General features: G+C 63.0%; 28 protein-coding genes. 14 read left to right on the forward strand and 14 right to left on the reverse strand.

The genetic code is table 11. The annotated features are described in order from the left end of the window. Positions 1–136 precede the first annotated feature (136 nt). The 3 genes from RA25_RS22570 to RA25_RS01365 all read right to left on the reverse strand — a co-directional run bounded on the left by RA25_RS22570 (position 137) and on the right by RA25_RS01365 (position 3,693). Positions 137–982, reverse strand: a complete 846-nt coding sequence (locus RA25_RS22570) for a DUF6615 family protein (RefSeq protein WP_152612143.1) — start codon at positions 980–982, stop codon at positions 137–139. Further along, the gene (gene parE, locus RA25_RS01360) at positions 975–2,933 is read right to left on the reverse strand and encodes a DNA topoisomerase IV subunit B (RefSeq protein ID WP_039169575.1); all 1,959 of its coding nucleotides are present in this window, start codon (positions 2,931–2,933) and stop codon (positions 975–977) included. The genes RA25_RS22570 and parE overlap by 8 nt, the downstream gene beginning before the upstream one ends. A gap of 109 nt (positions 2,934–3,042) precedes the next feature. Beyond that, the gene (locus RA25_RS01365; RefSeq protein WP_039148857.1) at positions 3,043–3,693 is read right to left on the reverse strand and encodes a site-2 protease family protein; all 651 of its coding nucleotides are present in this window, start codon (positions 3,691–3,693) and stop codon (positions 3,043–3,045) included. Positions 3,694–3,937: 244 nt separating this feature from the next. Between RA25_RS01365 and RA25_RS01370 the strand changes: the two genes are divergently transcribed. The 5 genes from RA25_RS01370 to RA25_RS01390 all read left to right on the forward strand — a co-directional run bounded on the left by RA25_RS01370 (position 3,938) and on the right by RA25_RS01390 (position 8,831). Further along, positions 3,938–5,353, forward strand: coding sequence for a pyridoxal phosphate-dependent decarboxylase family protein (locus RA25_RS01370; protein ID WP_039169577.1), 1,416 nt, complete (start codon positions 3,938–3,940; stop codon positions 5,351–5,353). Positions 5,354–5,459: 106 nt separating this feature from the next. Further along, positions 5,460–6,068, forward strand: a complete 609-nt coding sequence (locus RA25_RS01375; RefSeq protein ID WP_039169579.1) for a carboxymuconolactone decarboxylase family protein — start codon at positions 5,460–5,462, stop codon at positions 6,066–6,068. A 180-nt stretch (positions 6,069–6,248) separates the two neighbouring features. Continuing rightward, on the forward strand, positions 6,249–7,190 hold the full coding sequence (gene ppk2, locus RA25_RS01380; RefSeq protein WP_039148848.1) for a polyphosphate kinase 2: 942 nt from the start codon (positions 6,249–6,251) through the stop codon (positions 7,188–7,190). Between the two features lie 62 nt (positions 7,191–7,252). After that, positions 7,253–7,888 (forward strand): DUF1007 family protein, encoded by a 636-nt coding sequence (locus RA25_RS01385; RefSeq protein WP_039136634.1) that lies wholly within the window; start codon positions 7,253–7,255, stop codon positions 7,886–7,888. Between the two features lies 1 nt (position 7,889). Beyond that, positions 7,890–8,831, forward strand: coding sequence for a nickel/cobalt transporter (locus RA25_RS01390; RefSeq protein ID WP_039170278.1), 942 nt, complete (start codon positions 7,890–7,892; stop codon positions 8,829–8,831). 3 nt (positions 8,832–8,834) lie between these two features. Here the strand turns inward: RA25_RS01390 and RA25_RS01395 are convergent, their stop codons facing one another. Beyond that, the gene (locus RA25_RS01395) at positions 8,835–9,485 is read right to left on the reverse strand and encodes a TIGR02453 family protein (RefSeq protein ID WP_039169581.1); all 651 of its coding nucleotides are present in this window, start codon (positions 9,483–9,485) and stop codon (positions 8,835–8,837) included. Between the two features lie 113 nt (positions 9,486–9,598). On the opposite strand from RA25_RS01395, the gene RA25_RS01400 reads away from it, so the two are divergent. Continuing rightward, positions 9,599–10,978, forward strand: coding sequence for an MATE family efflux transporter (locus RA25_RS01400; RefSeq protein ID WP_039169582.1), 1,380 nt, complete (start codon positions 9,599–9,601; stop codon positions 10,976–10,978). A 39-nt stretch (positions 10,979–11,017) separates the two neighbouring features. Here the strand turns inward: RA25_RS01400 and RA25_RS01405 are convergent, their stop codons facing one another. Both RA25_RS01405 and RA25_RS01410 read right to left on the reverse strand, forming a co-directional pair. After that, the gene (locus RA25_RS01405) at positions 11,018–11,695 is read right to left on the reverse strand and encodes a hypothetical protein (RefSeq protein ID WP_039169584.1); all 678 of its coding nucleotides are present in this window, start codon (positions 11,693–11,695) and stop codon (positions 11,018–11,020) included. A 10-nt stretch (positions 11,696–11,705) separates the two neighbouring features. After that, positions 11,706–11,993 carry a hypothetical protein gene (locus RA25_RS01410; RefSeq protein WP_019295636.1) on the reverse strand — a complete coding sequence of 96 codons (288 nt, stop codon included), beginning with the start codon at positions 11,991–11,993 and terminating at the stop codon, positions 11,706–11,708. A 97-nt stretch (positions 11,994–12,090) separates the two neighbouring features. Between RA25_RS01410 and RA25_RS01415 the strand changes: the two genes are divergently transcribed. Both RA25_RS01415 and RA25_RS01420 read left to right on the forward strand, forming a co-directional pair. Beyond that, on the forward strand, positions 12,091–12,948 hold the full coding sequence (locus RA25_RS01415; RefSeq protein ID WP_052254135.1) for a LysR family transcriptional regulator: 858 nt from the start codon (positions 12,091–12,093) through the stop codon (positions 12,946–12,948). A 69-nt stretch (positions 12,949–13,017) separates the two neighbouring features. Then, entirely contained in the window at positions 13,018–13,461 is a 444-nt protein-coding gene (locus tag RA25_RS01420; RefSeq protein ID WP_039170282.1) for a nucleoside deaminase, read from the forward strand. Positions 13,462–13,476: 15 nt separating this feature from the next. Here RA25_RS01420 and RA25_RS22050 read toward each other — a convergent pair whose 3' ends face one another. Then, positions 13,477–14,589, reverse strand: a complete 1,113-nt coding sequence (locus RA25_RS22050) for an adenylate/guanylate cyclase domain-containing protein (protein WP_019295633.1) — start codon at positions 14,587–14,589, stop codon at positions 13,477–13,479. Positions 14,590–14,974: 385 nt separating this feature from the next. Between RA25_RS22050 and RA25_RS01430 the strand changes: the two genes are divergently transcribed. Together RA25_RS01430 and RA25_RS01435 are read left to right on the forward strand one after the other, a co-directional pair. Further along, entirely contained in the window at positions 14,975–15,223 is a 249-nt protein-coding gene (locus RA25_RS01430) for a calcium-binding protein (protein ID WP_019295632.1), read from the forward strand. 270 nt (positions 15,224–15,493) lie between these two features. Then, positions 15,494–16,477 carry an NAD(P)H-binding protein gene (locus tag RA25_RS01435; RefSeq protein WP_039169585.1) on the forward strand — a complete coding sequence of 328 codons (984 nt, stop codon included), beginning with the start codon at positions 15,494–15,496 and terminating at the stop codon, positions 16,475–16,477. A 16-nt stretch (positions 16,478–16,493) separates the two neighbouring features. Here RA25_RS01435 and RA25_RS22055 read toward each other — a convergent pair whose 3' ends face one another. Then, a complete protein-coding gene (locus RA25_RS22055) occupies positions 16,494–17,168 on the reverse strand; it encodes an RT0821/Lpp0805 family surface protein (RefSeq protein WP_052254136.1) in 675 nt (224 codons plus the stop codon). Positions 17,169–17,335: 167 nt separating this feature from the next. Continuing rightward, positions 17,336–18,940, reverse strand: coding sequence for a hypothetical protein (locus RA25_RS01445; RefSeq protein WP_039169586.1), 1,605 nt, complete (start codon positions 18,938–18,940; stop codon positions 17,336–17,338). Positions 18,941–19,186: 246 nt separating this feature from the next. On the opposite strand from RA25_RS01445, the gene RA25_RS01450 reads away from it, so the two are divergent. Further along, the gene (locus RA25_RS01450; RefSeq protein WP_039169587.1) at positions 19,187–19,966 is read left to right on the forward strand and encodes a hypothetical protein; all 780 of its coding nucleotides are present in this window, start codon (positions 19,187–19,189) and stop codon (positions 19,964–19,966) included. Between the two features lie 10 nt (positions 19,967–19,976). On the opposite strand, the gene RA25_RS01455 is transcribed toward RA25_RS01450, so the two are convergent. Continuing rightward, the gene (locus RA25_RS01455; protein WP_019295627.1) at positions 19,977–20,390 is read right to left on the reverse strand and encodes a hypothetical protein; all 414 of its coding nucleotides are present in this window, start codon (positions 20,388–20,390) and stop codon (positions 19,977–19,979) included. Between the two features lie 14 nt (positions 20,391–20,404). Beyond that, the gene (locus RA25_RS01460; RefSeq protein ID WP_039169589.1) at positions 20,405–21,607 is read right to left on the reverse strand and encodes a pyridoxal phosphate-dependent aminotransferase; all 1,203 of its coding nucleotides are present in this window, start codon (positions 21,605–21,607) and stop codon (positions 20,405–20,407) included. A 97-nt stretch (positions 21,608–21,704) separates the two neighbouring features. Between RA25_RS01460 and RA25_RS01465 the strand changes: the two genes are divergently transcribed. The 3 genes from RA25_RS01465 to RA25_RS01475 all read left to right on the forward strand — a co-directional run bounded on the left by RA25_RS01465 (position 21,705) and on the right by RA25_RS01475 (position 22,962). Further along, positions 21,705–22,121 carry a helix-turn-helix domain-containing protein gene (locus RA25_RS01465; RefSeq protein ID WP_039148823.1) on the forward strand — a complete coding sequence of 139 codons (417 nt, stop codon included), beginning with the start codon at positions 21,705–21,707 and terminating at the stop codon, positions 22,119–22,121. Between the two features lie 9 nt (positions 22,122–22,130). Continuing rightward, complete coding sequence (locus RA25_RS01470) at positions 22,131–22,388, forward strand: succinate dehydrogenase assembly factor 2 (RefSeq protein WP_029204757.1); 258 nt, start codon at positions 22,131–22,133, stop codon at positions 22,386–22,388. Between the two features lie 76 nt (positions 22,389–22,464). Next, positions 22,465–22,962 (forward strand): MarR family winged helix-turn-helix transcriptional regulator, encoded by a 498-nt coding sequence (locus RA25_RS01475; protein WP_193386808.1) that lies wholly within the window; start codon positions 22,465–22,467, stop codon positions 22,960–22,962. Positions 22,963–23,480: 518 nt separating this feature from the next. Here the strand turns inward: RA25_RS01475 and RA25_RS01480 are convergent. The 3 genes from RA25_RS01480 to RA25_RS01490 all read right to left on the reverse strand — a co-directional run bounded on the left by RA25_RS01480 (position 23,481) and on the right by RA25_RS01490 (position 26,332). Continuing rightward, entirely contained in the window at positions 23,481–23,909 is a 429-nt protein-coding gene (locus RA25_RS01480; protein WP_019295622.1) for a VOC family protein, read from the reverse strand. 71 nt (positions 23,910–23,980) lie between these two features. Then, positions 23,981–25,414 carry a hypothetical protein gene (locus RA25_RS01485; protein ID WP_039169590.1) on the reverse strand — a complete coding sequence of 478 codons (1,434 nt, stop codon included), beginning with the start codon at positions 25,412–25,414 and terminating at the stop codon, positions 23,981–23,983. A gap of 3 nt (positions 25,415–25,417) precedes the next feature. Further along, positions 25,418–26,332 carry a hypothetical protein gene (locus RA25_RS01490; RefSeq protein WP_039169592.1) on the reverse strand — a complete coding sequence of 305 codons (915 nt, stop codon included), beginning with the start codon at positions 26,330–26,332 and terminating at the stop codon, positions 25,418–25,420. Between the last annotated feature and the right edge of the window lie 226 nt (positions 26,333–26,558).

A 26,558-nucleotide genomic window follows, 5' to 3' on the forward strand; every position in this document is an offset into this window, starting at 1 on the left:
CAGACCTAGCAGTGGGATGCCTTCGGCGGGAGTATTTGGGAAGGTGTTGAGGAGAGGGGGGCGGCTTGCGTCGTTGCCAGGTCTTAGCGATTTCTGTGTTTGGAAAACTCTCGAACTTCTCCCCCTAATTTGTTTTTTAGGTGGTGGCAAATCGCTCCTGGATGAAGGTTGCTCGCATGTGAGATGCCGACCCAGATTGACCTCTTTCCTCGAAGTGAAGCCAGGAGAAAGCGAATTCTCTTGCTCGTTCCCTGCGAGAGGAAAAGGACGGGGTGGTTTCCCATTCTTCAAAATCAGGTTCTATCCCTTCTTTTGGCATCTCGGGAAATTCTGAAATTGAAAACCGTTTGGCTAAAGTCTGTTGCGTGTAGAATGTAGGGCTCGGGCAGAAAATTTTATGAAAGGGAAACGCACCAACCTGATGTGTGGCGCATAGTCTGACTTTCTGTTTTTTCGGCGGTTTAGCTTCCACTTGGCTTTTGACGGTTTGTATCCCGTTAAGCATTATACCGCTGCACCCAAGGCTATCCGCTGCATCACTGCTATGATAAAATGCATATAGAGGTATATGGACGGCCCCGAGTAGAAGTCCGGCTGGAAAACTACCGTTGTTTTGTTTGTTGCAATAATCTTCTAATTGCTCGACTTGAAAAGGGCTTGACTTGGTAGCGCGGTGAAAAATGTGCTTAAAGCTATAGTTCTCAGAGGTAGAGCTCGATCTTTCTGAGCGTTTGGCTTGAATAACAAATACTACCGGAATGCCGTGTTGAGGAATAACCAGTATCTCAATGTCTGCGCCTGTAAGAGCCTCAACACTTCCATCACTAAATACAGAAATCAAGTTGTGATGTTTGAAAGCTGCAATAATGACGTCGGTAAATGACGTTTCAAGTACTTTCCATTTTTGACTTTTGGTTTCAAGTTGAAAGAAAGTCTTTGAGAACTCCTCTAGTGAAATGGCAAGCGCACATGCCTCAAACATCCAGCTCCTCCACGAACTTCGCGTTTTCCTGGATATACTGGAAGCGGAGCTCGGGTTTCTTGCCCATCAGGCGCTCGACCAGGTCGCCGGTCTCGCCGGGCTCGTCCTCGTCGATGGTGACGCGGATCAGCTTGCGGGTGGCGGGGTCCATGGTGGTCTCTTTCAGGTCCTTGGCGTCCATTTCGCCAAGACCCTTGAAGCGGCTCACGTCGATCTTGCCCTTGCCGCCCAGGCCCTTCTCCAGCCATTTGTCGCGTTCACCCTCGTCCAGGCAGTAGACGCGCTTGGCGCCTTGGGTCAGGCGGAACAGCGGCGGGCAGGCGAGGTAGAGGTGGCCGCCGTCGATCAGCGGGCGCATCTGGGTGAAGAAGAAGGTCATCAGCAGCGAGGCGATATGGGCGCCGTCGACGTCCGCGTCGGTCATGATGATGATCTTGTCATAGCGCAGATCGTCGAGGTTGAACTTGGTGCCAAGGCCGACGCCAAGCGCCTCGCAGAGGTCGTTGATCTCGGCGTTTGAGCCGAGCTTGTTGGAGGCGGCGCCCAGGACGTTGAGGATTTTACCTTTGAGCGGCAGTAGTGCCTGGTTCACCCGGTTGCGCGCGCCCTTGCCGGAACCGCCCGCCGAGTCGCCCTCGACGATGAACAGCTCGGTGCCGGAGCGGTCCTTGGAGGTGCAATCGGTGAGCTTGCCGGGCAGGCGCAGCTTCTTGGTGGCGGACTTGCGCTGGGTCTCTTTCTCCTGCTTGCGGCGCAGGCGTTCCTCGGCGCGCAGGATCAGGAAGTCGAGGATGGCGCCGGCGGATTTGGTGTCGGCGGCCAGCCAGTTGTCGAAATGGTCGCGGACCGAGTTTTCCACCATCTTGGAGGCGGCCTCAGTCGACAGGCGGTCCTTGGTCTGGCCGACAAAGGCCGGGTCGGCGATGAAGCAGGAGACCAGCGCGCAGCCGCCTGCCATCAGGTCGTCGCGGGTGATCTGGGCGGCTTTCTTGTTGCTGACCAGTTCGCCGTAGGCCTTGATCCCCTTGAGGATCGCGGCCCAGAAGCCGGTGACATGGGTGCCGCCCTCGGGCGTCGGGACGGTGTTACAGTAGGACTGGGTGAAGCCGTCGCGCGAGGGGGTCCAGTTGATCGCCCATTCGACATAGCCCGGCTCGCCGAATTTCTCGCGGAATTCCACTTTGCCGGCAAAGGGCTGGTCTGCGTAGACGGAGGATTTGCCAAGGACTTCGGTCAGGTAGTCCTTGAGGCCGCCGGGGAAGTGGAAGGTGGCCTCGGTCGGGGTTTCGCCGTCGTCGATCTCAGACTTCCAGCGGATTTCGACGCCGGAGAACAGGTAGGCCTTGGAGCGCACCAGGGTGAACAGGCGCTTGGGCTTGAAGCGGTGGTGGCCGAAGATTTCCTCATCCGCGTGGAAGGTCACGAAGGTGCCGCGCTTGTTGGGGGCGGCGCCGATTTTTTCAACCGGGCCCAAGGGCAGGCCGCGGGAGAACCGCTGTTCGAACAGTTCCTTGTTCTTGGCGACTTGCACGACCATGGAATCCGAGAGCGCGTTCACCACCGAGGAGCCGACGCCGTGCAGGCCGCCGGAGGTCTGATAGGCCTTGCCGGAGAATTTGCCGCCTGCGTGCAGGGTGCAGAGGATCACCTCAAGCGCGGATTTGTCCGGGAACTTGGGGTGCGGGTCGATCGGGATGCCGCGGCCGTTGTCGGAGATGGTGACGGCGTAATCGGAATGGAGCGTCACCTCGATCCGGTTGGCGTGGCCGGCGACGGCCTCGTCCATGGAGTTGTCGAGGATTTCCGCCACCATGTGGTGCAGCGCGCGTTCATCGGTGCCGCCGATATACATGCCGGGGCGCTGGCGGACCGGTTCGAGGCCCTCCAGGACCTCGATGGAGGACGCGTCATAGGTTTCCGATGCAGGCGTGCTGAGGAGGTCGTCGGCCATGTGCGGGAGCTGCTCTTCCTTGGTGTTGATTGGCGCCCATTATGGCAGGTGTTGGGGCCGGGTGGAAGAGGGACGCAAGGGGCTGTGGATAAGCCCCGGGGCTGGCAGCTCAGCGCTCCAGCCGCAGCATCTGCCAGTGCAGGGCAATTGGCGGAAAGAACAGCAAAAAGAAGCCGAAGTAATACATGCAGGCGATCATCATCGGAATCCAGGCAAGAGCAATCAGCAGGCCGACACCGCCGCAAATCCGGGTGGCAAGCGGCGCAGGCAGGATGCGCATCAGGGCCAGCTGGAACAGCTGGCCGCCATCCAGCGGCATGACTGGCAGCATGTTGAGAACGGCGAGGATGATATTGACGTCGGCCGCGGCTTCCAGCGCCCAGGAGAGGTCCGGGTTTGCGGCATAGGGGGCCAGCAGGCTGCAGATGGCCCAGAGCGCGAGGTTAACGATCGGCCCCATGGCGACGATCAGCTCGTCTTCGCTGCGGGTGGCGGGGTCGTGTTCGCAAAATCCGCCGCCGCCGTAGATCATGATCCTGCGCACACTGACGCCCTGCACCCGGCAGCCCCAGGCATGTCCCAGCTCATGCAGGAAGATGGACAGGATCAGGATCAGAAGGAAGACGATGTCATAGGCAATATAGGCTGGGTCTCCGCCCACGGACAGAAACAGGAACGCCAGGAAGATGATGCTGCTGCCGATCTGTACCGGAATGCCAAAGGGGCCGCGGAATTCGAAGAGGGCGGAATCTCTGAACATGTGAATTTCCTGTCTTAAACACGGGAGTATTACCCTGTGTTGAGCCGGGTGCGCCAGCGCTGCCGTTATGCGGGAAGGCATTTTTGCAGTTTGTGTTGCCGGCGTTCCGCAGGTGAACAATCAAGGCGGCTCGCAAAATCCCGAACCACAGTTTTCAGATTGCCGCAGTTCCGAGAATACTGCTGCATCTGCAGCATTTGCGGGCTAAACCTGCCGCCAGCGGCAGGCAGGAGGAGGGTGCGCGGTGGCTGAGAAGGGGATCAGGACGCAGGACTGGACGGCATTCCGGGCCGAGGCGCAGCGGATGCTGGAGGCGGCGCTGGACCAGATGCAGCAGGCGGCAGAGCGCCCGTGGCAGCCGGTGCCGGAGGATATCGATGCGCGCTATGCGGTGACGGCGGAGGCGCGCGGACCGCGGGAGACCGTGGACCGGATCATCGGGGACGTGCTGCCCTATCACGGCGGCAACATTCATCCGCGGTTCTGGGGCTGGGTGCAGGGGTCGGGGCTGGCCTCGGACCTGATCAGCTCCCTCGCGGTGGCGGCGGTCAATGCCAATATGGGCGGGCGCGATCACGGCGCGAACTATATGGAGCGCGCGGTGGTGGACTGGACGCGGGCCAGGATGGGCATGCCGGAAAGTGCCAGCGGTATTCTGGTGACCGGCACCTCGCAGGCGACGGTGATAGCTTTTCAGGCGGCGCGGCTGCGGGTGCTGAAGGACCTGCGCAAATCCGGGCAGGGCGCGGTGCGGCTGACCGCCTATGCGGGCGAGGGCGTGCACAATGCGACGCTGAAGGCGGTGGAACTGCTGGGCATCGGCTCAGACAACCTGCGCAAGGTGCCGTTGGCAGATGGCAAGCTGGACTGCGCAGCCTTGGCCCGGATGGTGGCAGAGGACAAAGCCGCGGGCGCGGTGCCCTTTCTGGTGGTCGGCAATGCGGGCACCGTGGATCTGGGGCTGTTTGACGATCTGAATGCGCTGGCGGATGCGGCTGCGGAGCTGGGGCTGTGGCTGCATGTGGACGGGGCCTTTGGCGCCTGGACGCGGATTGCGGATGAACCCTACCGGTCGCTGTCTGATGGCATCGGGCGGGCGGACAGTATTGCGCTGGATTTCCACAAATGGATGTACGTGGGCTATGACTGCGGCATGGCGCTGCTGAGGAACGAGGACGAGCACCGGGCGGCCTTTGCGGCGCGGCCTGCGTATCTGGAAGGGGCCGAGCGCGGGCTGGCGGGCGGCGAGCCATGGTTCTGCGATTACGGCATTGACCTGAGCCGCGGCAACCGGGCGCTGAAGGTCTGGACGGCGCTGGAGACCTATGGCGAGGCGGCGTTCTCAGAGGCGATCACCGGCAATTGCGAATTGGCGGGTTTCATGGCGGCGGAGGTTGAGGCGCAGCCCCATATGGCGCTGGGGGCGCCGGTGGTGTCGAACGTCTGCGTGTTCACCGCGCGCAGCGATCTGGACCCTGAGGCGCAGTCGGCACTGAACGCCCATATCGCCCAGGCCCTGCAGGAAAGCGGCGAGGCCGTGTTCTCGACCACCCGTGCGGAGGGCCGCGTGATGCTGCGCGCCGCGATCACCAATCACCGAAGCCGCGAGGCAGATGTTCGGGCAGCGATTGCAGCGGTGGCGCGGGAGGCGGCGAAGTAGAGCGGGGCGGTGGTGCCGCCAGGCTGAGAATCTGTGACGTTCGGTTTCATCTTTCCGTATGATCTGAACCCGCTACTCTCCGGGCCAGATAGTCAGGGAGAGAGACATGGCCTGGATCAGGACCGTTCCGTTTGAAGAGGCAACCGGCAAGCTGAAGAAGCTCTATGAGCGGGTGACCGGGCCGGGGGGCAATGTCGACAACATCATGATGGTGCACTCCCTGCGGCCGCATTCGATGGAAGGCCATATGGCGCTCTACAAGAATGTGCTGCACCACACCGGCAACAAGATCCCCAAGTGGTTCCTGGAGGTGCTGGGGGTCTGGGTATCGTCGCTGAATGATTGCGCCTATTGCGTTGAACACCACTTTGCCGGGCTGCAGCGGCTCTTGGGCGATACGGAACGCGGTCTGGCGATCCGGGCCGCGATCGAGGCGCGGGAGCCGGAAGCGACCCCGCTGGAGCCTGCACAAGTGCTGGCAATGGGTTATGCGAGGATGCTGACGGAGGAGCCGTCCAGCGTGACAGAAGCGGATATCGAAGCCCTGCGGGAAGCCGGGTTCGAGGATGGCGAGATCCTGGAGATCAATCAGGTAACCGCCTATTTCTCCTATGCCAACCGGACGGTGCTGGGGCTGGGGTGCTCCACCAAAGGGGATGTGCTGGGGCTGAGCCCGAACAATTCGGAGAACCCGGACGATTGGGGGCATAAATAGGGGCGCTGCCCCTCGGCCCCTTTGGGCCTCACCCCGGAGTATTTGAGACCAGAAAGAAGCAGGCGGCCCGTTACGGCCGTCTTATTTGTTGTGCAGACGGCTAATCTTTTGATGCAGGTCAGGGCGGGGGAACGGTGGCGGTATTAGGGTTGCGGCGCAGATTGAAAGAGGGAGTTTTTGATGGACGCCGCAGTGAAAAAGAGTGCCGGTAAAACCGCAAGCCCAGTGCCGGTTCAGCCCCCCGCCAGCGCCTCGGCCGAGGCCCGGGGGCCCAGTGCCGAGGACATCCGTCGGGCGTTTGAGAGCGGCAAGTACCCGTATCCCAAGAAGATGCAGCGCAAGGCCTATGAGGCGGAGAAGGCGCGTCTGCAGGCAGAGTTGCTGAAGGTGCAGCTGTGGGCGCAGGAGACCGGCGAGAAGTTTGTTTTGCTGTTCGAGGGCCGCGATGCTGCGGGCAAGGGCGGCACCATCAAGCGGTTTACCGAGCATTTGAACCCGCGCTCTGCCCGGGTGGTCGCCTTGAACAAGCCCTCGGACGAGGAGCGCGGCCAGTGGTATTTCCAGCGCTACGTGCGGCATCTGCCGACCAGCGGTGAGATCGTGTTTTATGACCGGTCCTGGTACAACCGCGCGGGCGTCGAGCGGGTAATGAGTTTCTGCGAGCCGAACGAATACCTGGAGTTCATGCGTCAGGCGCCGGAGTTTGAGCGGATGCTGGCGCGATCGGGTATCCGGCTGTACAAATACTGGTTCTCGGTCACCCAGGCCGAACAGAAGCGGCGGTTCAATTCGCGTGAGACCGATCCGCTGAAGCAGTGGAAGCTGTCGCCGATCGACAAGGCGTCGCTTGGCAAATGGGACGATTACACCGAGGCCAAGGAGGCGATGTTCTTTTATACGGACACCGCGGATGCGCCCTGGACGGTGATCAAGTCGAACTGCAAGAAGCGCGCGCGGATCAACTGCATGCGGCATTTCCTGGCCTCGCTGGACTATCCGGGCAAGGATCCGGAGATCGCGCGGGCACCGGATCCGCTGATTGTCGGCCAGGCGCATCATGTGATCCACCAGTCCGATCACATCCTGGGCAAGGCGCTGCATCCTGAATCACGGACGCGCTGATCCCCGCTTGCGGTGCGGCCCGGCGCTTGCGGGGCCGCGGAACTGGGCTTAAGTCTTTGGGCATGAAACATCTTGCTCCACTTCTGGCACTTGCGCTGCTGGCCCCTGCGGGCGCCGGGGCGCATCCGCATATCTTTGTCGACACCGGAATGAAACTGGTGGTCTCGGACGGCGGGCAATTGCAGGCGGTGGAGATCACCTGGGCCTATGATGAGTTCTATTCGCTGCTGATCTTCGAGGATAAGGGGCTGGACAGCGATTTTGACGGCAGCCTGACGGCAGAGGAACTGGCGCAGCTGCAAGGCTTTGATCTGGCCTGGAGCGAGGGGTTCCAGGGCGACACCTATCTGACCCTTGGCGGCGGGGCGCTGGGCCTGGGCGCGCCGGAGCATCTGTCGACCGAGGTGAAGGACGGGCGGATCACCACCCGGCACCGGCGGGTTCTGACACAGCCGCAGGCCGCGGACGGCGTGGTGATCAAGGCTTATGATCCGACCTATTACACGGCCTATACGGTGAACCAGGGGCTGGAGGTCAGCGGCGGCTGCCAGGCCAGCATCACCCCGCCCAACCTGGATCAGGCCTATACCCTGGTGGAAGAGCTGCTCTATGCGATGCCTGCAAATCAGGCAGAAGAGGCATACCCTGAGGTGGGGGAAGCCTTTGCCGACACCGTGCGCTTGAGCTGTGGCGCGTAAGGTGAAGATTTTCTTAACAATTGCGACGCTGGGCGTGGCGGCGCTGGCTGTGTGGCTTTGGGGCTTTGGCGGTGCCGGGATGGTGTCCGTTTGGGCGGCCGAGGGCCAGCGCGAGGCGCAGAATGCGATGGCGCGGGGGCTGCGGGCGTTGCGCGCCGGGGAGCCGGGGGCGCTGATGGCGCTGTTGTCCTTATGCTTTGCTTACGGGTTCTTTCATGCCGCCGGGCCGGGCCATGGCAAGCTGGTCATTGGCGGCTATGGCATGGGCAAGCCGGTGCCGCTCATGCGGCTGGCGGGGCTGGCGCTGGCGTCCTCGCTGGCGCAGGCGGGTACTGCGGTCTTGCTGGTGGCGGGCGGGCTGCTGCTGCTGGACTGGGGGCGCGAGCAGCTGACCAGTGCGGCAGAGGATGTGCTGGCACCGCTGTCATACGGGCTGATTGCGCTGGTGGGCCTGTGGCTGCTGGTGCGCGGCCTGCGGCGGCTGCTGCGCAGCCGCACCGTTCAGGCGGCAGGCCATGCCGGACACCATCACCATGGGCACGGCCATGACCATCATCATCACGATCACGATGACGGGGTCTGCGCCTCCTGCGGGCACCGGCACGGGCCGACGGTGGAGGAAGCCGCCAATGTGCACTCGCTGCGCGATGCGCTGGCGATCATCGGCGCGGTGGCGCTGCGGCCCTGCACTGGCGCGGTGTTCCTGCTGCTGCTGACCTGGCGGATGGGGGTGCTGTGGGCCGGGATTGCCGGTGCCTTTGCCATGGGGCTGGGCACCGCCACGGTGACGGTCGCAGTGGCGGTTGCAGCCGTCACAATGCGCAAGGGCGCGCTGGCACAGATGCAAGGCACGGGCGCACTGCGTGCTGCGGCAGTGCTGGAGATCCTTGCCGGTGCCGTGGTGGCTGTGCTGGCCAGCCAGATCATGCTGCGGGCCTTGTAGGCCTCAATCAGCCAAAGCACTGTCCAGCATCGCAAACATCGGCTCCTGCGTCAGGTAGGCCGACATCAGCGCACCCATCGGGGCGGCTTGTTCCCGTTCTGTCATCTCGTGCCAGACCGTTAGCGACTTGCGCTGCAGCAGTGCCCCATGAGGATGGGCCTTGCCATAAGGGGCGAGGACGCGTTTCAGCTCCGGGTCCCTGGCTGCAAACCCTTTGAGCGCGAGGATGTCCACCAGTGCCGCGGTTTCATCGCCGAAGGCGCCGTCGATGGCCTGCCGCCAGCGCGGCATCTGCGCCTTGCTGAAGCCCATGATGCCGCCGCCAGCGGTGCAATAGTCCGGTGCGATGCCGAAGAACAGCGCGCAGCCTGCGCCGTTCAGGGTCCACATCATGTGCAGGTGAGTGTTGTACGGCGTCTTGTCCTTGGAAAATCTGACGTCGCGCTGCGGGCGGAATAGCTTGGCGGTGACTTGCGTGCCGCTGCGGCGTGAGATCGCCTGCGCCACCTCGTCCATCAGCAGGAGCGCGGGGGATTTCAGCTGCGCCTCGTACTGGTCCTTGTGCGCGGTGAACCAGTCCCGGCTGTTGTTCTGCGCAAGCTCCGCCAGAAAGGCACGGGCGTCAGGGATCAGCTGGGCAAAGGCGTCGGTCATTCAAAAAAGGCTCCTGCTAAGGGTTTCCTGTGCAGAATACCACCATGAGCCTGTGCGCAGGCAAGGAAACTCTTCCCTTGCCGGGGCGTTCGGGGGCGCCTAAGGCTGGCAGGATGAGCACGTTAGCGACCAAACCTTCCGAGATGCCCCTGCGCGGACACGCGCGGGCGATTGCCGTTCTGGGCCTGCCGCTGATCGGCGGCCATGTGGCGCAGTTTGCCATCGGCCTGACGGATACCGTCATGCTGGGGTGGTACGGGGTGGAGGAACTGGCGGCGGTGACGCTGGGCTCGTCCTATTTCTTCTCAATCTTCTTGCTGGGTTCCGGCTTTGCCTTTGCGGTGATGCCGATGGTGGCAGCGGCGGCTGGTGCCGGGGAGGAGCGGCAGATCCGCCGTTCGACCCGGATGGGGCTGTGGCTGTCGCTGGCGTACGGCGTGGCGGCGATGCCGCTCTTGTGGTGGTCGGAGGCGATCCTGCTGGCGTTGGGGCAGGAGGCGAAAGTGGCGCATGACGCGGCGGAGTACCTGCGGATTGCCGGCTGGGCGCTGTTTCCGGCGCTGTTGTATATGGTGGCGAAATCCTATCTGGCGGCGCTGGAGCGCACTCAGATCGTGCTGTGGCTGTCGGTTTTTGCGGCGGTGATCAATGCGCTGGTGAACTATGCGCTGATATTTGGCAACTGGGGGGCGCCGGAACTGGGGATTGCCGGGGCGGCGATTGCTTCCTTGGTGACAAATGGCGTGTCCTTTGTGCTGGTGCTGGCTTATGCGCTGAAGGTGCTGCCGCAGCATGAACTGCTGAAGAACTTCCACCGGCCGGACTGGGAGATGCTGGGCAAGGTGTTCCGCATGGGTACCCCGATCGGACTGACGACCCTGGCGGAGGCCAGCCTGTTTGCGGCCTCAGCCATGATGATGGGCTGGCTGGGCACGGTGCCGCTGGCCGCACACGGCATTGCGATCTCGCTCGGCGGGCTGACGTTCATGGTGCATCTGGGCCTGTCCAATGCCGCGACCATCCGGGCCGGCAATGCCTTTGGCCGCGGCGACCGGGAACATCTGGCGCGCGGCGGCAAGGTGGTGACGGTGATGTCGCTGCTGGTGTCGGCGGTGGCGATTGTGCTTTTCCTGACCATACCGGGCCCGCTGATGTCGCTGTTCCTGGACAGTGCGGATCCGCAGAAGGAGGCTATCCTGCTGATTGGCGGCGGCCTGCTGGCGGCGGCGGCGCTGTTTCAGCTGATGGACGGGATGCAGGCGGTGGCGCTGGGCCTGCTGCGCGGGGTGCAGGACACCGGCGTGCCGATGGTGATTGCAGCGCTCAGCTATTGGGCGGTGGGCATTCCGGCTTCCTATGTCTTTGGCTTCCTGCTGGGTTGGGGCGGCGTTGGCGTCTGGATGGGGCTGGTTGCCGGGCTGACCTGCGCCGGGCTGTTTCTGATGCTGCGGTTCTGGCGCCGTTCAATCAAGGCGGTGGGCGCCGCCGCTTGAGATATGCGCCTGCCCCATGGAGGGCAGGCGCCGCATGGCTCAGTTCACCGGCTGGGACAGGACCGTTGCTCCGAGATAAGTGAAGGCCGTCAGATGTGCCTTGTTGAACTGGCCCACCTGTTCCAGCACGCCGGGATTGGCAGCGCGGAAGGCCTCGGCCTCTGCGCCAGTGCTGTAGTAGAGGAAAGTGATGTCATCCGGGCGCAGAGTGCCCAGGGCTGTGGCCGGGGTCAGCACAGCCTCTGTCTGCCAGACGTTTTCGAGATCTGAGGTGACGCTGCCAAGGGTGGTGAGATCGGCAGCGCGCTGTTCCGTGTCCAGATTGTTGTAATGCGAAAGCTTCACGATGTATTCGGCCTCCGCATCTGGTGCATCAGCTGGAAAGAGCGTCAGGCTGCCCTCGAACAGCACCGGCTGCTGGCCGTGGCGGGCCAGCAGCGCGCTGGCGCCAGAGGCAGAGAGCGCACCCAGGACCGGGCTGGCGCAGCGGTAAAGGCGGAAGCCCTTCATTTGCGGCCAGTCCAGCGGGCCGAGGCTGCCGGAGATCGTGCCGGAGCGGTGCAGGCTGCACCCTGCGTCCTGGAGGAGCGGGGCGGCGGCTTGATCCCAATGGGTGAGGGCTGCTGCGGGCTGTGCGGGCCAAGCAAGGAACAGGCCGGTCTCGGCCAGTGCAGGCGTTGCTGTGGAAAGGGCGGCGGCGAAAGCGAGGGGCTTCATCTGCGTCTCCTTAAACTTCAAAGCTGACAGGGCCGCGGCCGAAGACGCTGGCGGCAGGTTCATCCGGGGCGGCCTTGGCGGCGTTAAGTGCATCCATGGCGCCTTTGACAAATGCCAAGGGATGCGCAGGCACCGGCATCCCCGGCGCGAAGCCGTTGAAGCGGGCGGTGAAATGCTCCTGGGTCCAGGTGACGTCGATGCTGGCGGCCTCCGCGTTCTGATACTGGATGCCAAGGCTGAGGCTGCCGGTCATCACGTCTGGCACATCGGCGGATTTCAGGGTGAGCTGATAGGTCATTTCGGTGTCTCCGTTGCTGTGATGGGGAATTGCTATCGCGGACGGAGTCGTTAGAATATCTACCAGATTGGAACCGCTTTGGAACAAATTTGTACCAATGGAGAATTGGGACGATATCCGCATCTTTCTGGCGCTGGCCGAGGGCGGCACAATCCGTGGCGCAGCGGAGCAGCTGGGCGTGACCCATGTGACGGTGACCCGGCGCATCCGGGCGCTGGAGGCGCGGATCGGGGCCACATTGTTCGAGCGCAGCCCGGCCGGCCATCAGCTGAGCGAGGCGGGGCGGGCGGTGCTGCCCAAGGCGCTGGAGGCGCAGAGCAGCATCCGGGATCTGGAGCGGCAAGTGCTGTCGATAGATGCCAAGCTGAGCGGCCCGGTGAGCCTGGCGCTGCCGGAGGCGGTGGCAACGGTGCTGATTGCGCCGCTGTTGCCGGAGCTGCGGATGCTCTACCCCAAGATCACGCTGCGGCTCTTGCTATCGGACCGTTTGGTGAACCTGGCGGGGCGGGAGAGCGATCTGGCGCTGCGGCTGACTGCCAGCCCGCCGGAGACCGCCTATGGGCGCCGCATTGCGCATAGCCCGCTGTGTGTCTATGCGGCGCCTGCCTATCTGGAGGTGCGGCCGGAGCCGGACCGCTGGATCGGGCTGGACTACGGGCCCGCGCGGACATTGGAAGGCACTGCAGACACACACATCCAGGCCAACAGTATCCTGGCGATGGCGGAACTGCTGAAGGCGGGGCTGGGGGTTGGGGTGCTTCCGTGTTTTCTGGGGGACAGCCACGAAGGGCTGCAGCGGCTGCCGGGCGCAGAGGTGAAGCCGGACCTGGATCTGTGGCTGCTGGTGCACAAGGATCTGCGGCAGATGGCGCGGGTGCGGGCGGTGGCGGATTTCATTGCCGAACGCCTGAAACCGCTGCGGCCACTGATCGAAGGTGCATCGGTGACGTCTTGACCGCCCGGAAGCGGGCTGGAAGGCTGGGCGGAAACACAAACAACAATCGGAAAGGGCAGTTTCAAAATGATGACAGATGACGACAAGCTCCTGCTGCGCATCGCCTATGAGGAAGCCAAGGCGGGATTCGACGAGGGCGGCTGCCCGATCGGCTCAGTGCTGGCGCGGGGCGGCCAGGTGGTGGCGCAGGGGCGCAATCAGCGGGTGCAGAAGGGCGACCCCATTGCCCATGGCGAAATGGATGCGCTGCGCAAGGCCGGGCGGCAAAAGACCTACCGGGACACGGTGCTTTATACCTCGCTGTCGCCCTGCATGATGTGCAGCGGCACCATCGTGCAGTTCGGCATTCCGCGGGTGGTGATTGGCGATACGCAGAACTTTGGCGGCAACGAGGACTTCCTGCGCTCCAAGGGCGTTGAGGTGGTGATTGCCGAGGACCCGGACTGCATCGCGCTGATGGAGCGGTTCATTCGCGAAAAGCCGGAGCTGTGGTCCGAGGATATCGCCGAATAGGCCTGCCCCCGTCTGTCAGCTGGTGAAAAACTCCAGCGTGCCGATGTTCTTGGCACGGACGGCGAATTTGCTTCCGTAGTGCTTCTGGTCGATCCCGCCCAGTTCATTGCGTAGCTCCGCGCTGATGCGGACCGGCCCGATTTGCCCGCCCTCCATCACGTCTTCCTGATGCGCCTGTTCCAGCCGGGCGGCCTTGTTCACCTCCGGGCCGATCAGGGTGAACTGGTGGCGGGTGGCGGAGCCGAAATCGCCGCTGAGAACGTAACCGGCGTGCAGGCCGATGCGCAGGCCGAGCGGCTGCTGTCCGATGGAGATGTCCGCCACTGCGGCCACCGCTTCCTCGGCGGCGCGCAGCGCGGAGGTGCAGATGCTGCGGGCGGAGCCGTCAGCGGTTCCGAGCACCCAGAAGGCCATCAGCCCGTCGCCGATGAACTTGTCGATATGGCCGCCATGCTGCTGGATCGGCTGGGTCTGGGCATTGAAGAACCGCTGCACGATGTCGGCGATCCGCTCCGGCGGCGTTCTGGTGGTGTAGCCGCTGAAGTTGACAACGTCCGAGAACCAGATCACCGCCCGGTCGACCGCGTAACCGGTCTGCTGGCCCGCGCCGGCCTGCATTCGGCGGCTGAGCGCGTATTCGTTGGTGTAGGCGTGCAGAATGCGGGTGTCATCGGCCAGCTGCTGGCTGAGCGAGGCTGTGCGGCGGCTGGCGCTTCGCAGCTTGATCGAGATGATCTTGGCGATGTTGCGCCAGATCTTCCCGGCTTCCGGATGCTGTTCAATCTTGGCCTTGTCGACCACCAGCACCTCGACGCTGGTCTCATTGGCCACCAGGTCATAGATCCGCTGGTAGCCGTTGCCGACCAGATGCTGCTCTCCGACCACCTCGTTGCGGCGGCGGACAAACAGCGTGTGGCCGTCTTCCCGGATCGCAACGGAGCCCTCAACCACGATCCAGAGGCAGGTCGCCGGATCGCCGCGGGAGCAGAGATGCTCGCCTTCTGCAAAGCGGAAGGGGCGGGCGTCCAGCAGGTCGGGATCGAGCAGATCATCGGCCAGGCCGCACATCGCCATGGCCTCCGCATAGCGGGACCCCAGCGTGTTCAGTTTCTCGATTTTCGGTTTCATGGCAGTACCGCAACGGCGGCTCACGGGAAGATGAGGCTAGGTGCGGAGTCTAGCAATAATCCTGCGAGCTGGCCTTAACCTCGGTTGCGTTGCGGCAAAACGCGAATTGCTGAGTGCGGTTTGGTTCCCGGCTCCGGTGCATTTTCCGCGGGGCGGGCGGAAAGCCGCAGGAACGCCTGCCGGGCCTGCGCGGACAAAGGCCGACCCGGCTGTGAGGGCGGTAACCTGCTTATTTGAAACGGGAAAAACGGCGCTGTTGCGCCGGGGTTTTGGCCGGATGCGGTTGGGGGATGGTGCCGCGACCGGGCACGTCCTAGCTGTTTGCCACGGCTCGCGGGACACACCGCGGGCTGCAACAAACCAAATGATGACTGGAGTGTCTCACATGAAAAAGTTTGCCCTGACCGCCGCCGCCGTTGCTGCTCTGACCGCTTCGCCGCTGGCTGCAAAGGACCTGGCTGCAGAGCTGGACGCAGATGGCAACGGTACTTTCTCGCTGGAAGAGCTTCAGCTGGCGTTCCCGGAGCTGACCGCGGAAACCTTTGCCACCATTGATGCCAATGCGGATGGCGAAGCCGACGCGGAAGAGGTCACTGCGGCGATGGAAGCCGGCGTTCTGGCCAACGCGGGCTAATCCCGGGCTGAACCGCCAGTGTGCCGTCATCTGCACCCCTCTTGCCTTTCGGGGGGAGGCGCATAGTCCCTTCCAGCCGCGCAGGCGGCGGCACAGCGCAGAAAAGGCCCCGCGGGTTGCGGGGCCTTTTTTGCATGTCCGGCGGGTGGCGGATGCGGTGCATTTCCCGTCGGGTTTCGGGGGCTGCAGCTGGCGGCTTGCCTGTAGGGTCTGCGCAGATTTGAAACCCCGTGCGCCGGGCAGCGGCCCGCGCCGTCAGGAGGCTCTGCCATGTCCAAACCGATTGTTCTCATCACCTCAGCCACAGGCCGCATCGGCCGCGAGCTGGTGGCGCGGCTGGCGCAAGGGCAGCAGTTCACCGTGCGCGCCTGCTACTTCAGCGAAGCCAAGGCGGAACAGCTGAAGGCGCTGGGAGCCGATGAGGTCGTGAAATTCGACCTGTCGGATCCGGCCACCTGGGACGCGGCGCTGGAGGGCGTATCGGCGGTTTATTCCGCCTCGCTGGACCCGATGCTGGAGGGGCATCTGAACTTCTGCAAGGCGCTGGGGGCGCGCAAGGCGCAGATCAAACATGTTGTGCGCGTCAGCTGCATGGGGGCGGATACCAATACCGCTGACTATGATGCGGATTCCCATGCGTCACGCGCGGGCGCAGGCATACCGCTGATGCTGCAGCACTACTGGTGGGGCGAGAAGGCGCTGATTGATGCGGGCCTGACTGTCACCGCGCTACGCAACAACTTCTTCATGAATCACCTGTTGAAGACCGACTGCGAAACCATTGAAAACGAAGGCTGGTTCTCCAACCCGCTGGGAGCCATGCGCAATTCCTTTGTCGCCACACGCGACATTGCCGAGGCGGCGGCAGTGGTGCTGGCGGAGGGTTCGGAGCGGCACGGCAACAAGTTCTACGACATCACCGGCCCGGCGCCGCAGTCGATGGCGGAAATTGCCGTCGATCTAGGCCGCGCGATGGGCCGGGAGATCGAATACCGCCCGCAATCCATGGAGCAGTTTGAGGCAGACTTCGGCGCCACGCGGGCGGAATTCTTTGAGTATCTGACCAATGGCTTCTACACCCGCTGCAGCCCGGATTTCTACAACATCACCGGGCACAAGCCGACGTCTTACTACGATTACCTGACCACCAAGGGGGCCAGCGGCGAGACCGGCCTGGAAGAGCTGTGGCAGGGCAACCTGTGGAAGAAGGGTGTCGATGCGATGAAGGAGGCCGCCGCCGCCAAGGCGTCCTGATATCCTAGGCGGGCCGTCAGTCCAGGCTGACGATCCGCCATTCGCCGCCTTCGCGGCAGGCCAGGCCGCGGCGCCAGGAACCGCCGTCGAACCGGGCATCGAAGCTGCGGCAGGGCGTGCCGTTATGGCTGCTGCGCGCCAGCGGGCGCAGCGCATAGGCGTGGCCGGTCTGGGGGCTGCTGAAGTCGAAGACCTGGCTGTTGCCTGCGTATTCCAGCGCTGAGCCGATGCAGCGGCGGTCGTCCGCGCCCAGGCGGCGGCCGATTTCACCGCCCAGCAGGGCGCCCAGCACGGTTCCGGCCGCAATCGTGACGGGGTCGCCGTCGCCGGCCCGGGACCCTGCCGCTGCCCCAGCCGCGCCGCCCAGCAAGCGGCCCAGGGCTTTCGAGCTGCAAGAAGGCCAGGGCGCGGGCTGCGGTGCCGGACGGCTGCTGCCGCGCGCATAGGCAGCGGGCGGCGCAAATTGCGGGAAATGGGCAATATGGGAGCAGTCGCCCTTGGAAGAGGTCTTGGCGTCCCCCTTGCCGTATTTCAGGTGGTATTTGAACTGGCAGCGATGATCCTTGTACTCGTATTTGTACTGGTTGCCCTTGTCCTGAACCTTGATCGAGGGCCCGCCGGCCAGAGCGGGATGCGGCAGGGCCAAGGCGCAGAGAAACGGTAAGCTGCGGAGGAGGAAAGCGGGGCGCATGAGCGGTCTCGTATTCTGCCAGGGGCCGGGCAGAGACCCGGCGGAAACAGCACAACCTCAACCACGGAGCGGTGCCTGGGTCCAGCGGCGGCGGTGCAGCCCTGCCGGTAGCGGCAAAGCTTTGCCAATGCAGCGGCGGGGGCGCTGTTCCGCTTCCAGAGAGGCCGTCAGGCCGTTCCGGCTGCGGCTGCAGGCTGCTCTTCCTCTGGCCGGGTCTGGCTGGCCTGGTCCGGCAGCGCGCGGGTCAGACGCTTGATTGCGGCCAATCGGCGTGCACGGGTCATGGGGCCGTAACTGCCCTCGCAGCCGTGCAGCGCATCCAGGTCCGCGGGGGCCTCGAAATCGAAGGGCACATCCGATAGCTGCGGGGCAAAGCGTTCAATGATGTCGAAGACCGGCTCCGACTCTACCCGGTGCTTGTCCGCAAAGCTGAGCGACAAGGCGATCAGTTTGCGGCTGTTGAAGGGCGACATGTAGAAATGCTGCCACAGGCCCGGAAACACGGCACCGATGGTGGAGCTGTAGTAGACCTCAAGAAACAGGAAATCGACTGCTTTGCTGCGGGCGGGTGTGTTCAGCGACTGCTGCCAGGCAGTGAAATCGTCCCGGAAAAGCGCGGCCGTTTCAGGCCCGAACATATTGCTGGGCACAATCAGCAGCTTTCTGATCTGCCAGTTGATCACATCCCACAGCCCTTGCGGCCTCGTCACAAAGACGGCACGCAAAAGGTCGGTTTGATGGCCGCGCAGAATGACGGTGTTTTCGGGCAGGCCGTTGGCAGTGCCGTTCAGATGCTCAAGCGGCGGCGGCATCGGGGCGCCGGTTGTCAGGTGATAGATGCTGCGCCGCTTTTCGACTTCGGCTTCCGGCAGGGAAAAATCGCGTTTGTCCAGCGGTTCATGGCGCAGGTTCAGGCGCTGGCACAGGATGCCGCCGATGGCGGCGTCGCGCCGTGTTGCGTAGTTGTTGATATGGGAGAAATAATGCCGGATGCGGCCCGCATGGGGCTTGGCAAACGTCATGAGCAGGCGGCTGTCCTGGCCGCCGGTCACCGGCAGCGCCGTTGGGTGGGCAGCAGCAATGGCACCGATGTTGAAACTGGCCTGGGCATAGATCCGGTCGTAGATCTCTACCGGGTCTGCCGGGGCGTCCAGGCTGTCATCCTCGCGGGGCCAGAAGCGGTGCTCGCGGAAGGTGCGCAGATCCAGGTAACAATTCGGATTGAGGCGCCGGACATGCTTGTCAGCTGTATGGAACAGGGAAATCTTGCCGCCGTGGTTCTCGACGGTATCCAGGTCGACCTTGGGATTGGGCACCACCGGGCGGTCCAGCGCCAGCAGCGGAGAGGCGGCAACACGGCGTGCCAGCGGGTCATAGACGGCGCCGATCATGGCGACCGGATCGGTGTAAAACCGTGCTTGGCCGCCGCTTTCGGCGATGATGGCAAAACGGCCTGCGGTGTCCGTGATGAAGGCTTCAAGATGGTTCCAGAAATCCGCAGCTGTGCTGTCCAGCGGCAGGTGCTGCTGCGGTCCGGACAGGAGGCCCGCCGGGCCGACTGCGATGCCTAGGAGGACGCCGAATTGGCGGCCCTGTGCATCATGCAGGGTGCAGGCGGGCAAGTCCTTGCCGGAATGAATATGCCATTGGCCGCAGGTGCGGCGGGCAAAGGAATGGATCTGTTCCACTTGCCGCGACACCACGTACTGGTAGCGGAACGCCTTGGCGAACAGCCGCGGGCGGTAGGGCCAAAGTCTTTGCGCTTCAAGCATCTGCTCTGCCGGAGCGGATGGTGCTCCGGCCCTCATCTTTTGTTGTTATGCTGTGATTTAGACCGGGATCTTGAGCGCCGGCCAGCAGTATCGGGGTTTCTGCCTGTGATTGAAACCGGGCCGTAGCATTCACATCACGCCGGGCGCTGCGGCCCGGGCTTTTGCCTGGGAAGGGCGCCTTGTGTTTGGGAAGGCCTGCAGCTGTGCTAGGCTTACGCTGTCTGTGACAGGCGGGAGCAGAAGGCCATGGTGCAGGACTTCGCAGGGCTGGCCTGGCGCCGGCTGGCGGCTGGGGTACTGGCCGGACTGTTTCTGTGCCTGCCCGCGGCGCTGGCAGAACAGGCGGACCGGCAGGCGGCTCCCCGTTCCGGGCTGATGTGGAACCGCACGGGGCTGCCCGCAGTGTTTCCCCTGCAAGTCAAATCGCCTGCAGGCGCTGATTACTATCTGGTGCTGTCCGGCAGCGGTGGTGACGCACTGGCGGCCTATTTTCGGGGCGGTGCCTTCTTTAAGGTACTGGTGCCGCCGGGGCGCTTTAAGCTGCGCTTTGCCAGCGGCAGGGACTGGAAGGATGAAGAGCGGCTGTTCGGGCCGGACACCGTGGTGTTTGAACTGCCGCAGGTGCTGGAGTTTGCAGTCCGCGGTGCGGGCCTTAAGGCCGGTCATCTGGTGACGCTGACACGGGAGTCTTTGAGCGTCGGGTTGCGGGCCGAGGTCAAAGGGCAATTCGTTTGCCAGATTGCCAGCCTGGAGGGGGCGGAGCCGTCCCGGATTCAGGCGGAGCCGCCCCGCAGGTTCATCCTGGGCGGCAATATGCATGCAAGGGCTGTTCTGCATCTGAGGTGGCGCCTGGGCCTGACCGGAGTGGAGCCGGGCACGCCGGATGCGCTGTGGCAGCGCAGCCTGTTTGTGCTGGGAAATCCGGATCTGCCGAGGCACATGCCGCAATTTCTCAGCCCGCCCCAGCTGACGCGGTTTCAAAACAGGTTCCGGTCATATTCCGTGCGGTCGCTGTACTGCGGCTGACGCGGCAGGCTTATTCCCCGCTGCGCTCTTTCATTAGCCGGTCGGCCTTTTTGCGCACCAGCACGCTGCGCAGGTCGTGCATCGCCAGCAAGAGCGCGTCGGTCACGTCCTCCAGCTGCTCCTCCGTTGCGCGGCTGTTGGCCCACTGAGCGGTGAGGTTCAAATGGTCGATGGCGCGGTGGATGTCGTCCACGTCGCGGGCTGCCAGGGTGGCGGCACGGGCCGCCATCCAGGATTTGATCTCGGCGAGGTCCTGACCGGTCAGCTGGCGCTGGCCGTGCGGTTTGATCTCGCCGTTGCGGATGTTCACAACGGCGATCTGGTCCATCTCGATCCGCCGGTTGCGGTTCTCGGTATCGACACGGAAGACAAAGGCGCCGTTCTCACGGACGCGGAAGTAATACTCCGGCAGATCGGCGCTCATGCTCGTGTCTCCTGTCAGGTCAGCGCGGCGCAGAAGGTCTGGATGCGGCGGCAGGCCTCTTCCAGCGCTTCGTCGGAGGTCGCGTAGCTGACGCGGAAGTTCGGCGACAGGCCGAAGGCGGCACCAAAGACCACAGCGACGTCTGCCTCCTCCAGCAGGGCGGTGGCGAAATCCTCATCCGTTTCAATCACCTTGCCCGCAGGGGTGGTTTTGCCGATCAGCCCGGCAATGGACGGGTAGACGTAGAACGCACCCTCAGGCACGGGGCAGGAGATGCCCTCGATCTCTGACAGCATGGAGACCACCAGGTCGCGGCGGCGGACGAATTTTTCGTTGTTGGGCGCCAGGAAGGCTTGCGTGCCGTTCAGAGCCTCCACCGCGGCCCATTGGCTGACCGAGCAGGGGTTGGAGGTGGACTGCGACTGCACCTTGCGCATGGCGGCGATCAGCTTTTCGGGGCCTGCGGCATAGCCGATGCGCCAGCCGGTCATCGCATAGGCCTTGGAGACACCGTTGCAGGTGAGGGTGCGCTCATAAAGAGCGGGTTCCACCTGCGCCGGGGTGCAGAATTCAAACCCGTCATAGGCGAGATGCTCGTACATGTCGTCGGTCATCACCCAGACGTGGGGGTGGCGCATCAGCACGTCGGTCAGCTCTTTCAGCTCTGCCCGGCTGTAGCCCGCGCCCGTGGGGTTGGAGGGCGAGTTGAAGATGAACCACTTGGTCTTGGGGGTGATCGCGGCTTCGAGCTGATCCGCGGTCAGCTTGAAATTGGTTTGCAGCGAGGTTTCGGCAATCACCGGGGTGCCGCCGGCCAGCAGCACCATATCGGGGTAGCTGACCCAATAGGGGGCGGGAATCACCACCTCATCGCCCTCGTTCAGTGTGGCCATCAGGGCATTGTACAGCGTCTGCTTGCCGCCGGTGCCGACAGAGACCTGCGCGGGCGTGTAGTCGAGACCATGGTCGCGCTTCATCTTGGCGCAGACGGCCTGTTTCAGCTCCGGGATGCCGTCGGGAGCAGTGTATTTGGTCTTGCCCGCGGCAATGGCGGCAACCGCCGCATCCTTGATGTTCTGCGGCGTGTCGAAATCCGGCTCGCCCGCCGACAGGCCAATGACGTCACGTCCCGCCGCCTTCAGCTCTGCCGCTTTTGCGGTCATCGCTATGGTCGGCGACGGTTTGACGCGGGATAAGGTCTCAGACAGGAAAGACATTGGCGGTGCCCCGGTTTGTATGTTGTGCGGAACTGTCATAGGTTGCCGCCAAACAGCGATCAAGCTGCATTGGCACTTTGAGTTAGGAGAACTGACAATGACTGAGCAGAACACAGACTGGTATGGCCCGGATGCAGCAACTTTCGGCGACCGCGTTGCAGCGGCGCGCGAAGCGGGCGGGATGACCCAGGGCCAGCTGGCACGCCGTATCGGCGTCAAGAAATCGACCCTCAGCGCCTGGGAGCGGGACCTGTCCGAGCCGCGCGCCAACAAGCTGACCATGCTGGCGGGCCTGTTGAACGTGTCGATGTCCTGGCTGCTGACCGGCGAGGGTGAAGGCATGTCCGAACCGGCGCCGCTGGAACTGGAAGCAGGCGATTTTGCTAGCGTCCTGAACGAGTTGCGCTCGCTGCGCAGCGAAATGCGCCAGAACGCGGAGCGTGCTGCGCGGCTGGAGAAGAAATTGCGGAGCCTGTTGCAGGTGAACGAGGCGCCGGCAGCGGAAACTGCCTGAGGCCTGATGATGCAAGAAGACCGTGCCACCCGCCTGAAGCGGCTGCAGATGCGCTCGATGCGCCGGGGTATCAAGGAAATGGATATCCTGCTGTCAGCCTATGCAGCCGCAAGCCTGGAGCAGATGGATACGGCGCAGCTGGATCTGTACGATCAACTGCTGCACGAAAACGACCAGGATCTGTACCAGTGGGTGACCGGTCAGGCGGAACCGCAGGAGCGGTTCCGCGCCCTCGTGGCGGACATAGCACAAACCCATCAAAAATAATAAAATTCCGGCTTAACTGATTTTTCGGGAATTGTTGGCATCTTGTCTTAGAAGCAAATTCGAGTCGGAGATGCGAATGAGTATGGAATTGCCAATTGGCCAGACGGACCGCAAAGGTTTCATGACTGGCTATCTGGAGGCGCTGGGTCTGCTTGAGCGCCTTCACCGCCTGCTGCTGGATGTCATCAAGGATGAGTTTGAGCGCGTCGGCGTGCTGGAGATCAATGCGGTCCAGGCGCTTTTGCTGTTCAACATCGGTGACAATGAGGTGACTGCCGGGGAACTGAAAACCCGCGGCTACTATCAGGGCAGCAACGTCAGCTACAACCTCAAGAAGCTGGTCGAAATGGGCTATATGCACCATCAGCGTTGCGAGATCGACCGCCGTTCCGTCCGGGTGCGTCTGACCCCGCGCGGCCGCGAGATCCGCGACATCGTGTCAGCGCTGTTCTCCCGCCATGCCGAAGGGCTGGAAGGCAAGAACGTGATTTCCTCCGAAGGGATCGAGGACATTACCGCCTCGCTGAAGCGGATGGAGCGCTACTGGTCGGATCAGATCCGCTACATTTACTGAAGCCAGACTGGGAAACAGACCAGCAGGCAAGAGGCCGCAGAGCCGGGGAACACCGGCAGGCCGCTGACAGGGCATGAGGGGAAACCATGCTCTGACCGAAAGCAAAGGGAAAGCGCCGGGCCCCGGCCGGGGTCACGGCAGAAGGCCGCAGAAGCGCCGCCCTTTTTCCGGGATCGAAGTCTGTAAGAGACGATCAGACGGCACCGGCAGCCCCCATTGGGGGCTGCGCCGGTTTTTGGAGTTGCAAAAGGCTCTTATCCTGGCCGGGTGGCAAGCTGGCCTTGGCCGTTCGGCCTTTGGCGCCTGTTCCGGCCGGGGGGCTTGCTGGCCTTGCAGCCTGGTTTTCACGGCGGCTCAGCGCTGCTGTTGGCCGCGGTTAAGCCTGCGCCTGACTTCCGGGCGCGCTGCGTGCCGCTTCCCGCTGTATCTGATGCCAGGCTCTGCGGCCCGCCACCGGCAGGCCAGGCAGCCTTTCCAATGGCATGAGCCGCCGTTTGTCCCGTCGCCAAAGGCCAGCCTTACCAGTGGCCGGTATTTTCCATGCTGGCCCAAGGCTCTGCCGGGGGCAGGGACCCGCCATTTTGCAGCAGTTCGATGGAAATATTGTCGGGCGAGCGCACAAAAGCCATGTGCCCGTCGCGCGGCGGACGGTTGATGGTGACGCCGTTGTCCATCAGGTGCTGACAAACGGCATAAATGTCGTCCACCCCATAGGCAAGGTGGCCGAAATGGCGGCTGTCGCTGGGCAGCGCGTCGTCCCCGTCCCAGTTCCAAGTGAGCTCGACCGGGGCGTCCTCCTGACCCGGGGGCGCCATGAACACCAGGGTGAACCGGCCCTGCTCGTTGTCCCAGCGGCGGGTCTCCTTGAGGCCCAGCAGCGCAAAGAAGGCCATGGATTTCTCCAGGTCTTTCACCCGGACCATGGTGTGCAGATAGGTGAGGGGCATTGGCGGTCTCCTGTTTGGGTTTGCGGCCCTGGTATATTCACCGTGCAGGCCCGTGCTGAACAGATACGGGGTCAGAACTTTGATTCAATGCCCAGAGAAACGGAAAATTCCGAGCTGTCAAAGCGGCTGTGATTGGAACTGCGCTTGCCCGCGCGGACCCGCAGCATGGGGGCAAACCCTGCGTAATCATAATCTTCAAAGAATACGTTCAAATCCGCATAAAGCGACTGATCCTGGCGGCCGCCGGGTATGGTTTGCCAGCCAAAACCGTTGTGGAAAATGTGATCGGGATAGTCGGCGGCTCCCAAAATCAGTCCTGTGCTGACTTTGGCCGGGCCGATGGCCTCTGCAATAGCGTAGCCGATGCGCAGGGTTGCCGTAGTTCCTGCGGAGTTGACATTGCTGGTGTGGGTGTCGCGCAATCCAAGGGAGAAGCTGAGGCTGTTGCCGTTTTCCAGCTTTCGCGACAGCGAGGCGCCGAGGCCGAACACGTCGGCCCTCAGCAAGCTCAGGCGCGGATCAATCCGGTGTTCGGCGCTGCCGTTGATGGTGAGCCGGTTCTGGCTGGAGAGGGCCCAGCTGCGGGCGCCTGACAGCTTTACCAGATTGTAGTTGCGCCTGCCGCCATACCAGGAGGTTGCACCGGTCAGGGCGACACGGGCACTGCCAGCGCTTTCCTTGGGGCCTGCGGCAAAGGCGTGACTCAGAGTGATTTCGCCGTAGGTGGAGCCGAATTCGGAATTGCGGGGCACGCTGGTGCCGGTCTGCGCAGCCAGCGCGGCGGCTTCTTCCTTGGCGCTGGACGACAGGGCGACGCGCTGGACGTAGAGGCGCCCGCTGAGAGACGTCAGGCTGGTTTCGCTTTGCCGCAGGCGGCGGCCGAGGCTGCTGTCCAGGGTTCCGATAAGACCGGAAAGGGCAATGGCGCGCGGGCCGAATCTGTTCTGGTGAGAGCTGAGCCCGTCGATTTCCTGAGTCGCCGCGTCAGAGCCGTTGTTCACGTTGTTCGACGGTTTCACCCCGCCGCTGAGGCGGAAGGACCAGGGGCTGATCCGGCGCAGGGCCTGGTAGTCCTTGGCAATCAGCGCGTCGGATTTGCTGTCCGGGGAATGAACTGCCGTCCGGCGCAGCCAATATTGCGACAGCACCGGGCTGCCGCTCTGAAAGGCCAGGCGCGAGGCAAGCTGGCCAATCTGAAACTTGGCGGCGCTGTCGGGAGCAAAGCGAAAAGCACGGGCGGCGGCCTTGCGGCCTTTGGCGTGCTGACCGGCTTGGGCATAGGCCACCGCTTGCAGCTGCCAGGCAACGTGGTTCTTGCGATTGGCTTGCAGCAGCGCGTCAGACACCCGCAAGGCCAGCTGCGGATTGCCAGACTTGAGCGCATGGGTGGCGAGCACATGCCCTTGGTTCAGGGACAGGTGTACCTTGGGCTGCACCTGTTCCTGAGCGTGCGGCTGGGCTGTCGCTAGGCCCAGCGCCAGCGCTGCCGCGGCGGCCATGCGCATGGCTTACGGGCAGACCGGATCGGCGTTGGCGCTGTCACAAGAGTCCAGCACGAAGACGCCGTATTCTTCAATCGGGTTTGTGCCGCCACTAAGTGCGTCTATATGGCTTGTCGCATGCACACCTCCGGCTACCACCTCTGCATCAGTGCCAGCGAAGGTGCCACCGTAGGTGCCGACGCCGGTGCCATCGACATTTAGGGTGCCGTCAAAAGTGCCATCAGCGGCAATCTCTGTCGGAACAAGTATCAGGTTTTCAACCGAAGTCCCGGGGGCATCGGTAATTTCGCGGTTGTAGATCGTGCCCTTGATCGCCCGGTCTGAGAAGTCGGCATTGATGAAGACGTCTCCGGTGACCTCAGCAGCCTGCCCGGGCAGAAGGATAGTTTCGGGGCTGCCAGACGGAATAATCAGATCGCCTGTGTCGCCATTGACATTCAGGAGACCCACATAATTGCCGGCATAGCTGACAATGCCGCCAGGACCAGATTCTGTGTCCGGTTCGGTAAAGGAGCCGGTTCTGGCATATGTGGCACCACCCTGAAAATATCCAAATTGCCCGCCAGTAACGACCACGGCAGCATAGCCGCGTCCGGATTGGCGCACGTAGGCCGTGGAGTGTTCAGTTAGCTCGTTGTCCTGAACCGTATAAGCTTCATACCCGGCACGGTCGAGCGCAGGCTTGCGTACATATGTCGAGGTGAAGGGGGTCTCGTCCAGCCCGACACCGGTTACGGTTAGCGTCTGATTAGTCGGGTCATAGCTTACGCTGTCAAGATCGTTAGCAATCGACGCAGGAATCGCCGACTCGGTATCCGTGCCGGTGTCCGTATCGTCATCAGTCGTTGTGGTGAAGGGATTCCCCCCGCCGCATGCGGACACCACGGACGCTGCCGCGAGCCCTAGCCAAAAGCGCCTCATCTGCCTCTACCTCAATATGTTTTATCGTTTTGCGCTACCTTCGGCTGCAGCGCTGCGCTTGTCAATTGAACAGCGCGGTTTTGGGCGCAACCGTGGCGGATGCGCTACCTGCATGTAGTTTCCTGTATCGCGCTGAGTGGCAGATATGGTAGGGTGGCGGGGTGCCAAAGGGGGTATTTTCTGACTTGGCGTGCGGCGTGCCATTGAGTATGCCGGGGTGATATTC

Origin of the sequence: Leisingera sp. ANG-S5 (assembly GCF_000813925.1) — a bacterium.
GTDB lineage: Bacteria > Pseudomonadota > Alphaproteobacteria > Rhodobacterales > Rhodobacteraceae > Leisingera.

Excerpts from the sequence above, each read along its gene's own strand:
- ppk2 (WP_039148848.1), top strand. The coding sequence starts at position 6,249 with ATGGACGCCGCAGTGAAAAAGAGTGCCGGTAAAACCGCAAGCCCAGTG.
- RA25_RS01410 (WP_019295636.1), bottom strand. The coding sequence starts at position 11,993 with ATGACCTATCAGCTCACCCTGAAATCCGCCGATGTGCCAGACGTGATG.
- RA25_RS22055 (WP_052254136.1), bottom strand. The coding sequence starts at position 17,168 with ATGCGCCCCGCTTTCCTCCTCCGCAGCTTACCGTTTCTCTGCGCCTTG.
- RA25_RS01455 (WP_019295627.1), bottom strand. The coding sequence starts at position 20,390 with ATGAGCGCCGATCTGCCGGAGTATTACTTCCGCGTCCGTGAGAACGGC.
- RA25_RS01480 (WP_019295622.1), bottom strand. The coding sequence starts at position 23,909 with ATGCCCCTCACCTATCTGCACACCATGGTCCGGGTGAAAGACCTGGAG.
- RA25_RS01395 (WP_039169581.1), bottom strand. The coding sequence starts at position 9,485 with ATGACCGACGCCTTTGCCCAGCTGATCCCTGACGCCCGTGCCTTTCTG.
- RA25_RS01470 (WP_029204757.1), top strand. The coding sequence starts at position 22,131 with ATGCAAGAAGACCGTGCCACCCGCCTGAAGCGGCTGCAGATGCGCTCG.
- RA25_RS01405 (WP_039169584.1), bottom strand. The coding sequence starts at position 11,695 with ATGAAGCCCCTCGCTTTCGCCGCCGCCCTTTCCACAGCAACGCCTGCA.
- RA25_RS01365 (WP_039148857.1), bottom strand. The coding sequence starts at position 3,693 with ATGTTCAGAGATTCCGCCCTCTTCGAATTCCGCGGCCCCTTTGGCATT.
- parE (WP_039169575.1), bottom strand. The coding sequence starts at position 2,933 with ATGGCCGACGACCTCCTCAGCACGCCTGCATCGGAAACCTATGACGCG.
- RA25_RS01465 (WP_039148823.1), top strand. The coding sequence starts at position 21,705 with ATGACTGAGCAGAACACAGACTGGTATGGCCCGGATGCAGCAACTTTC.
- RA25_RS01415 (WP_052254135.1), top strand. The coding sequence starts at position 12,091 with ATGGAGAATTGGGACGATATCCGCATCTTTCTGGCGCTGGCCGAGGGC.
- RA25_RS01485 (WP_039169590.1), bottom strand. The coding sequence starts at position 25,414 with ATGCGCATGGCCGCCGCGGCAGCGCTGGCGCTGGGCCTAGCGACAGCC.
- RA25_RS01420 (WP_039170282.1), top strand. The coding sequence starts at position 13,018 with ATGACAGATGACGACAAGCTCCTGCTGCGCATCGCCTATGAGGAAGCC.
- RA25_RS01450 (WP_039169587.1), top strand. The coding sequence starts at position 19,187 with ATGGTGCAGGACTTCGCAGGGCTGGCCTGGCGCCGGCTGGCGGCTGGG.
- RA25_RS01385 (WP_039136634.1), top strand. The coding sequence starts at position 7,253 with ATGAAACATCTTGCTCCACTTCTGGCACTTGCGCTGCTGGCCCCTGCG.
- RA25_RS01445 (WP_039169586.1), bottom strand. The coding sequence starts at position 18,940 with ATGCTTGAAGCGCAAAGACTTTGGCCCTACCGCCCGCGGCTGTTCGCC.
- RA25_RS01475 (WP_193386808.1), top strand. The coding sequence starts at position 22,465 with ATGAGTATGGAATTGCCAATTGGCCAGACGGACCGCAAAGGTTTCATG.
- RA25_RS01400 (WP_039169582.1), top strand. The coding sequence starts at position 9,599 with ATGAGCACGTTAGCGACCAAACCTTCCGAGATGCCCCTGCGCGGACAC.
- RA25_RS01375 (WP_039169579.1), top strand. The coding sequence starts at position 5,460 with ATGGCCTGGATCAGGACCGTTCCGTTTGAAGAGGCAACCGGCAAGCTG.
- RA25_RS01490 (WP_039169592.1), bottom strand. The coding sequence starts at position 26,332 with ATGAGGCGCTTTTGGCTAGGGCTCGCGGCAGCGTCCGTGGTGTCCGCA.
- RA25_RS22050 (WP_019295633.1), bottom strand. The coding sequence starts at position 14,589 with ATGAAACCGAAAATCGAGAAACTGAACACGCTGGGGTCCCGCTATGCG.
- RA25_RS01435 (WP_039169585.1), top strand. The coding sequence starts at position 15,494 with ATGTCCAAACCGATTGTTCTCATCACCTCAGCCACAGGCCGCATCGGC.
- RA25_RS01460 (WP_039169589.1), bottom strand. The coding sequence starts at position 21,607 with ATGTCTTTCCTGTCTGAGACCTTATCCCGCGTCAAACCGTCGCCGACC.
- RA25_RS01430 (WP_019295632.1), top strand. The coding sequence starts at position 14,975 with ATGAAAAAGTTTGCCCTGACCGCCGCCGCCGTTGCTGCTCTGACCGCT.
- RA25_RS22570 (WP_152612143.1), bottom strand. The coding sequence starts at position 982 with ATGTTTGAGGCATGTGCGCTTGCCATTTCACTAGAGGAGTTCTCAAAG.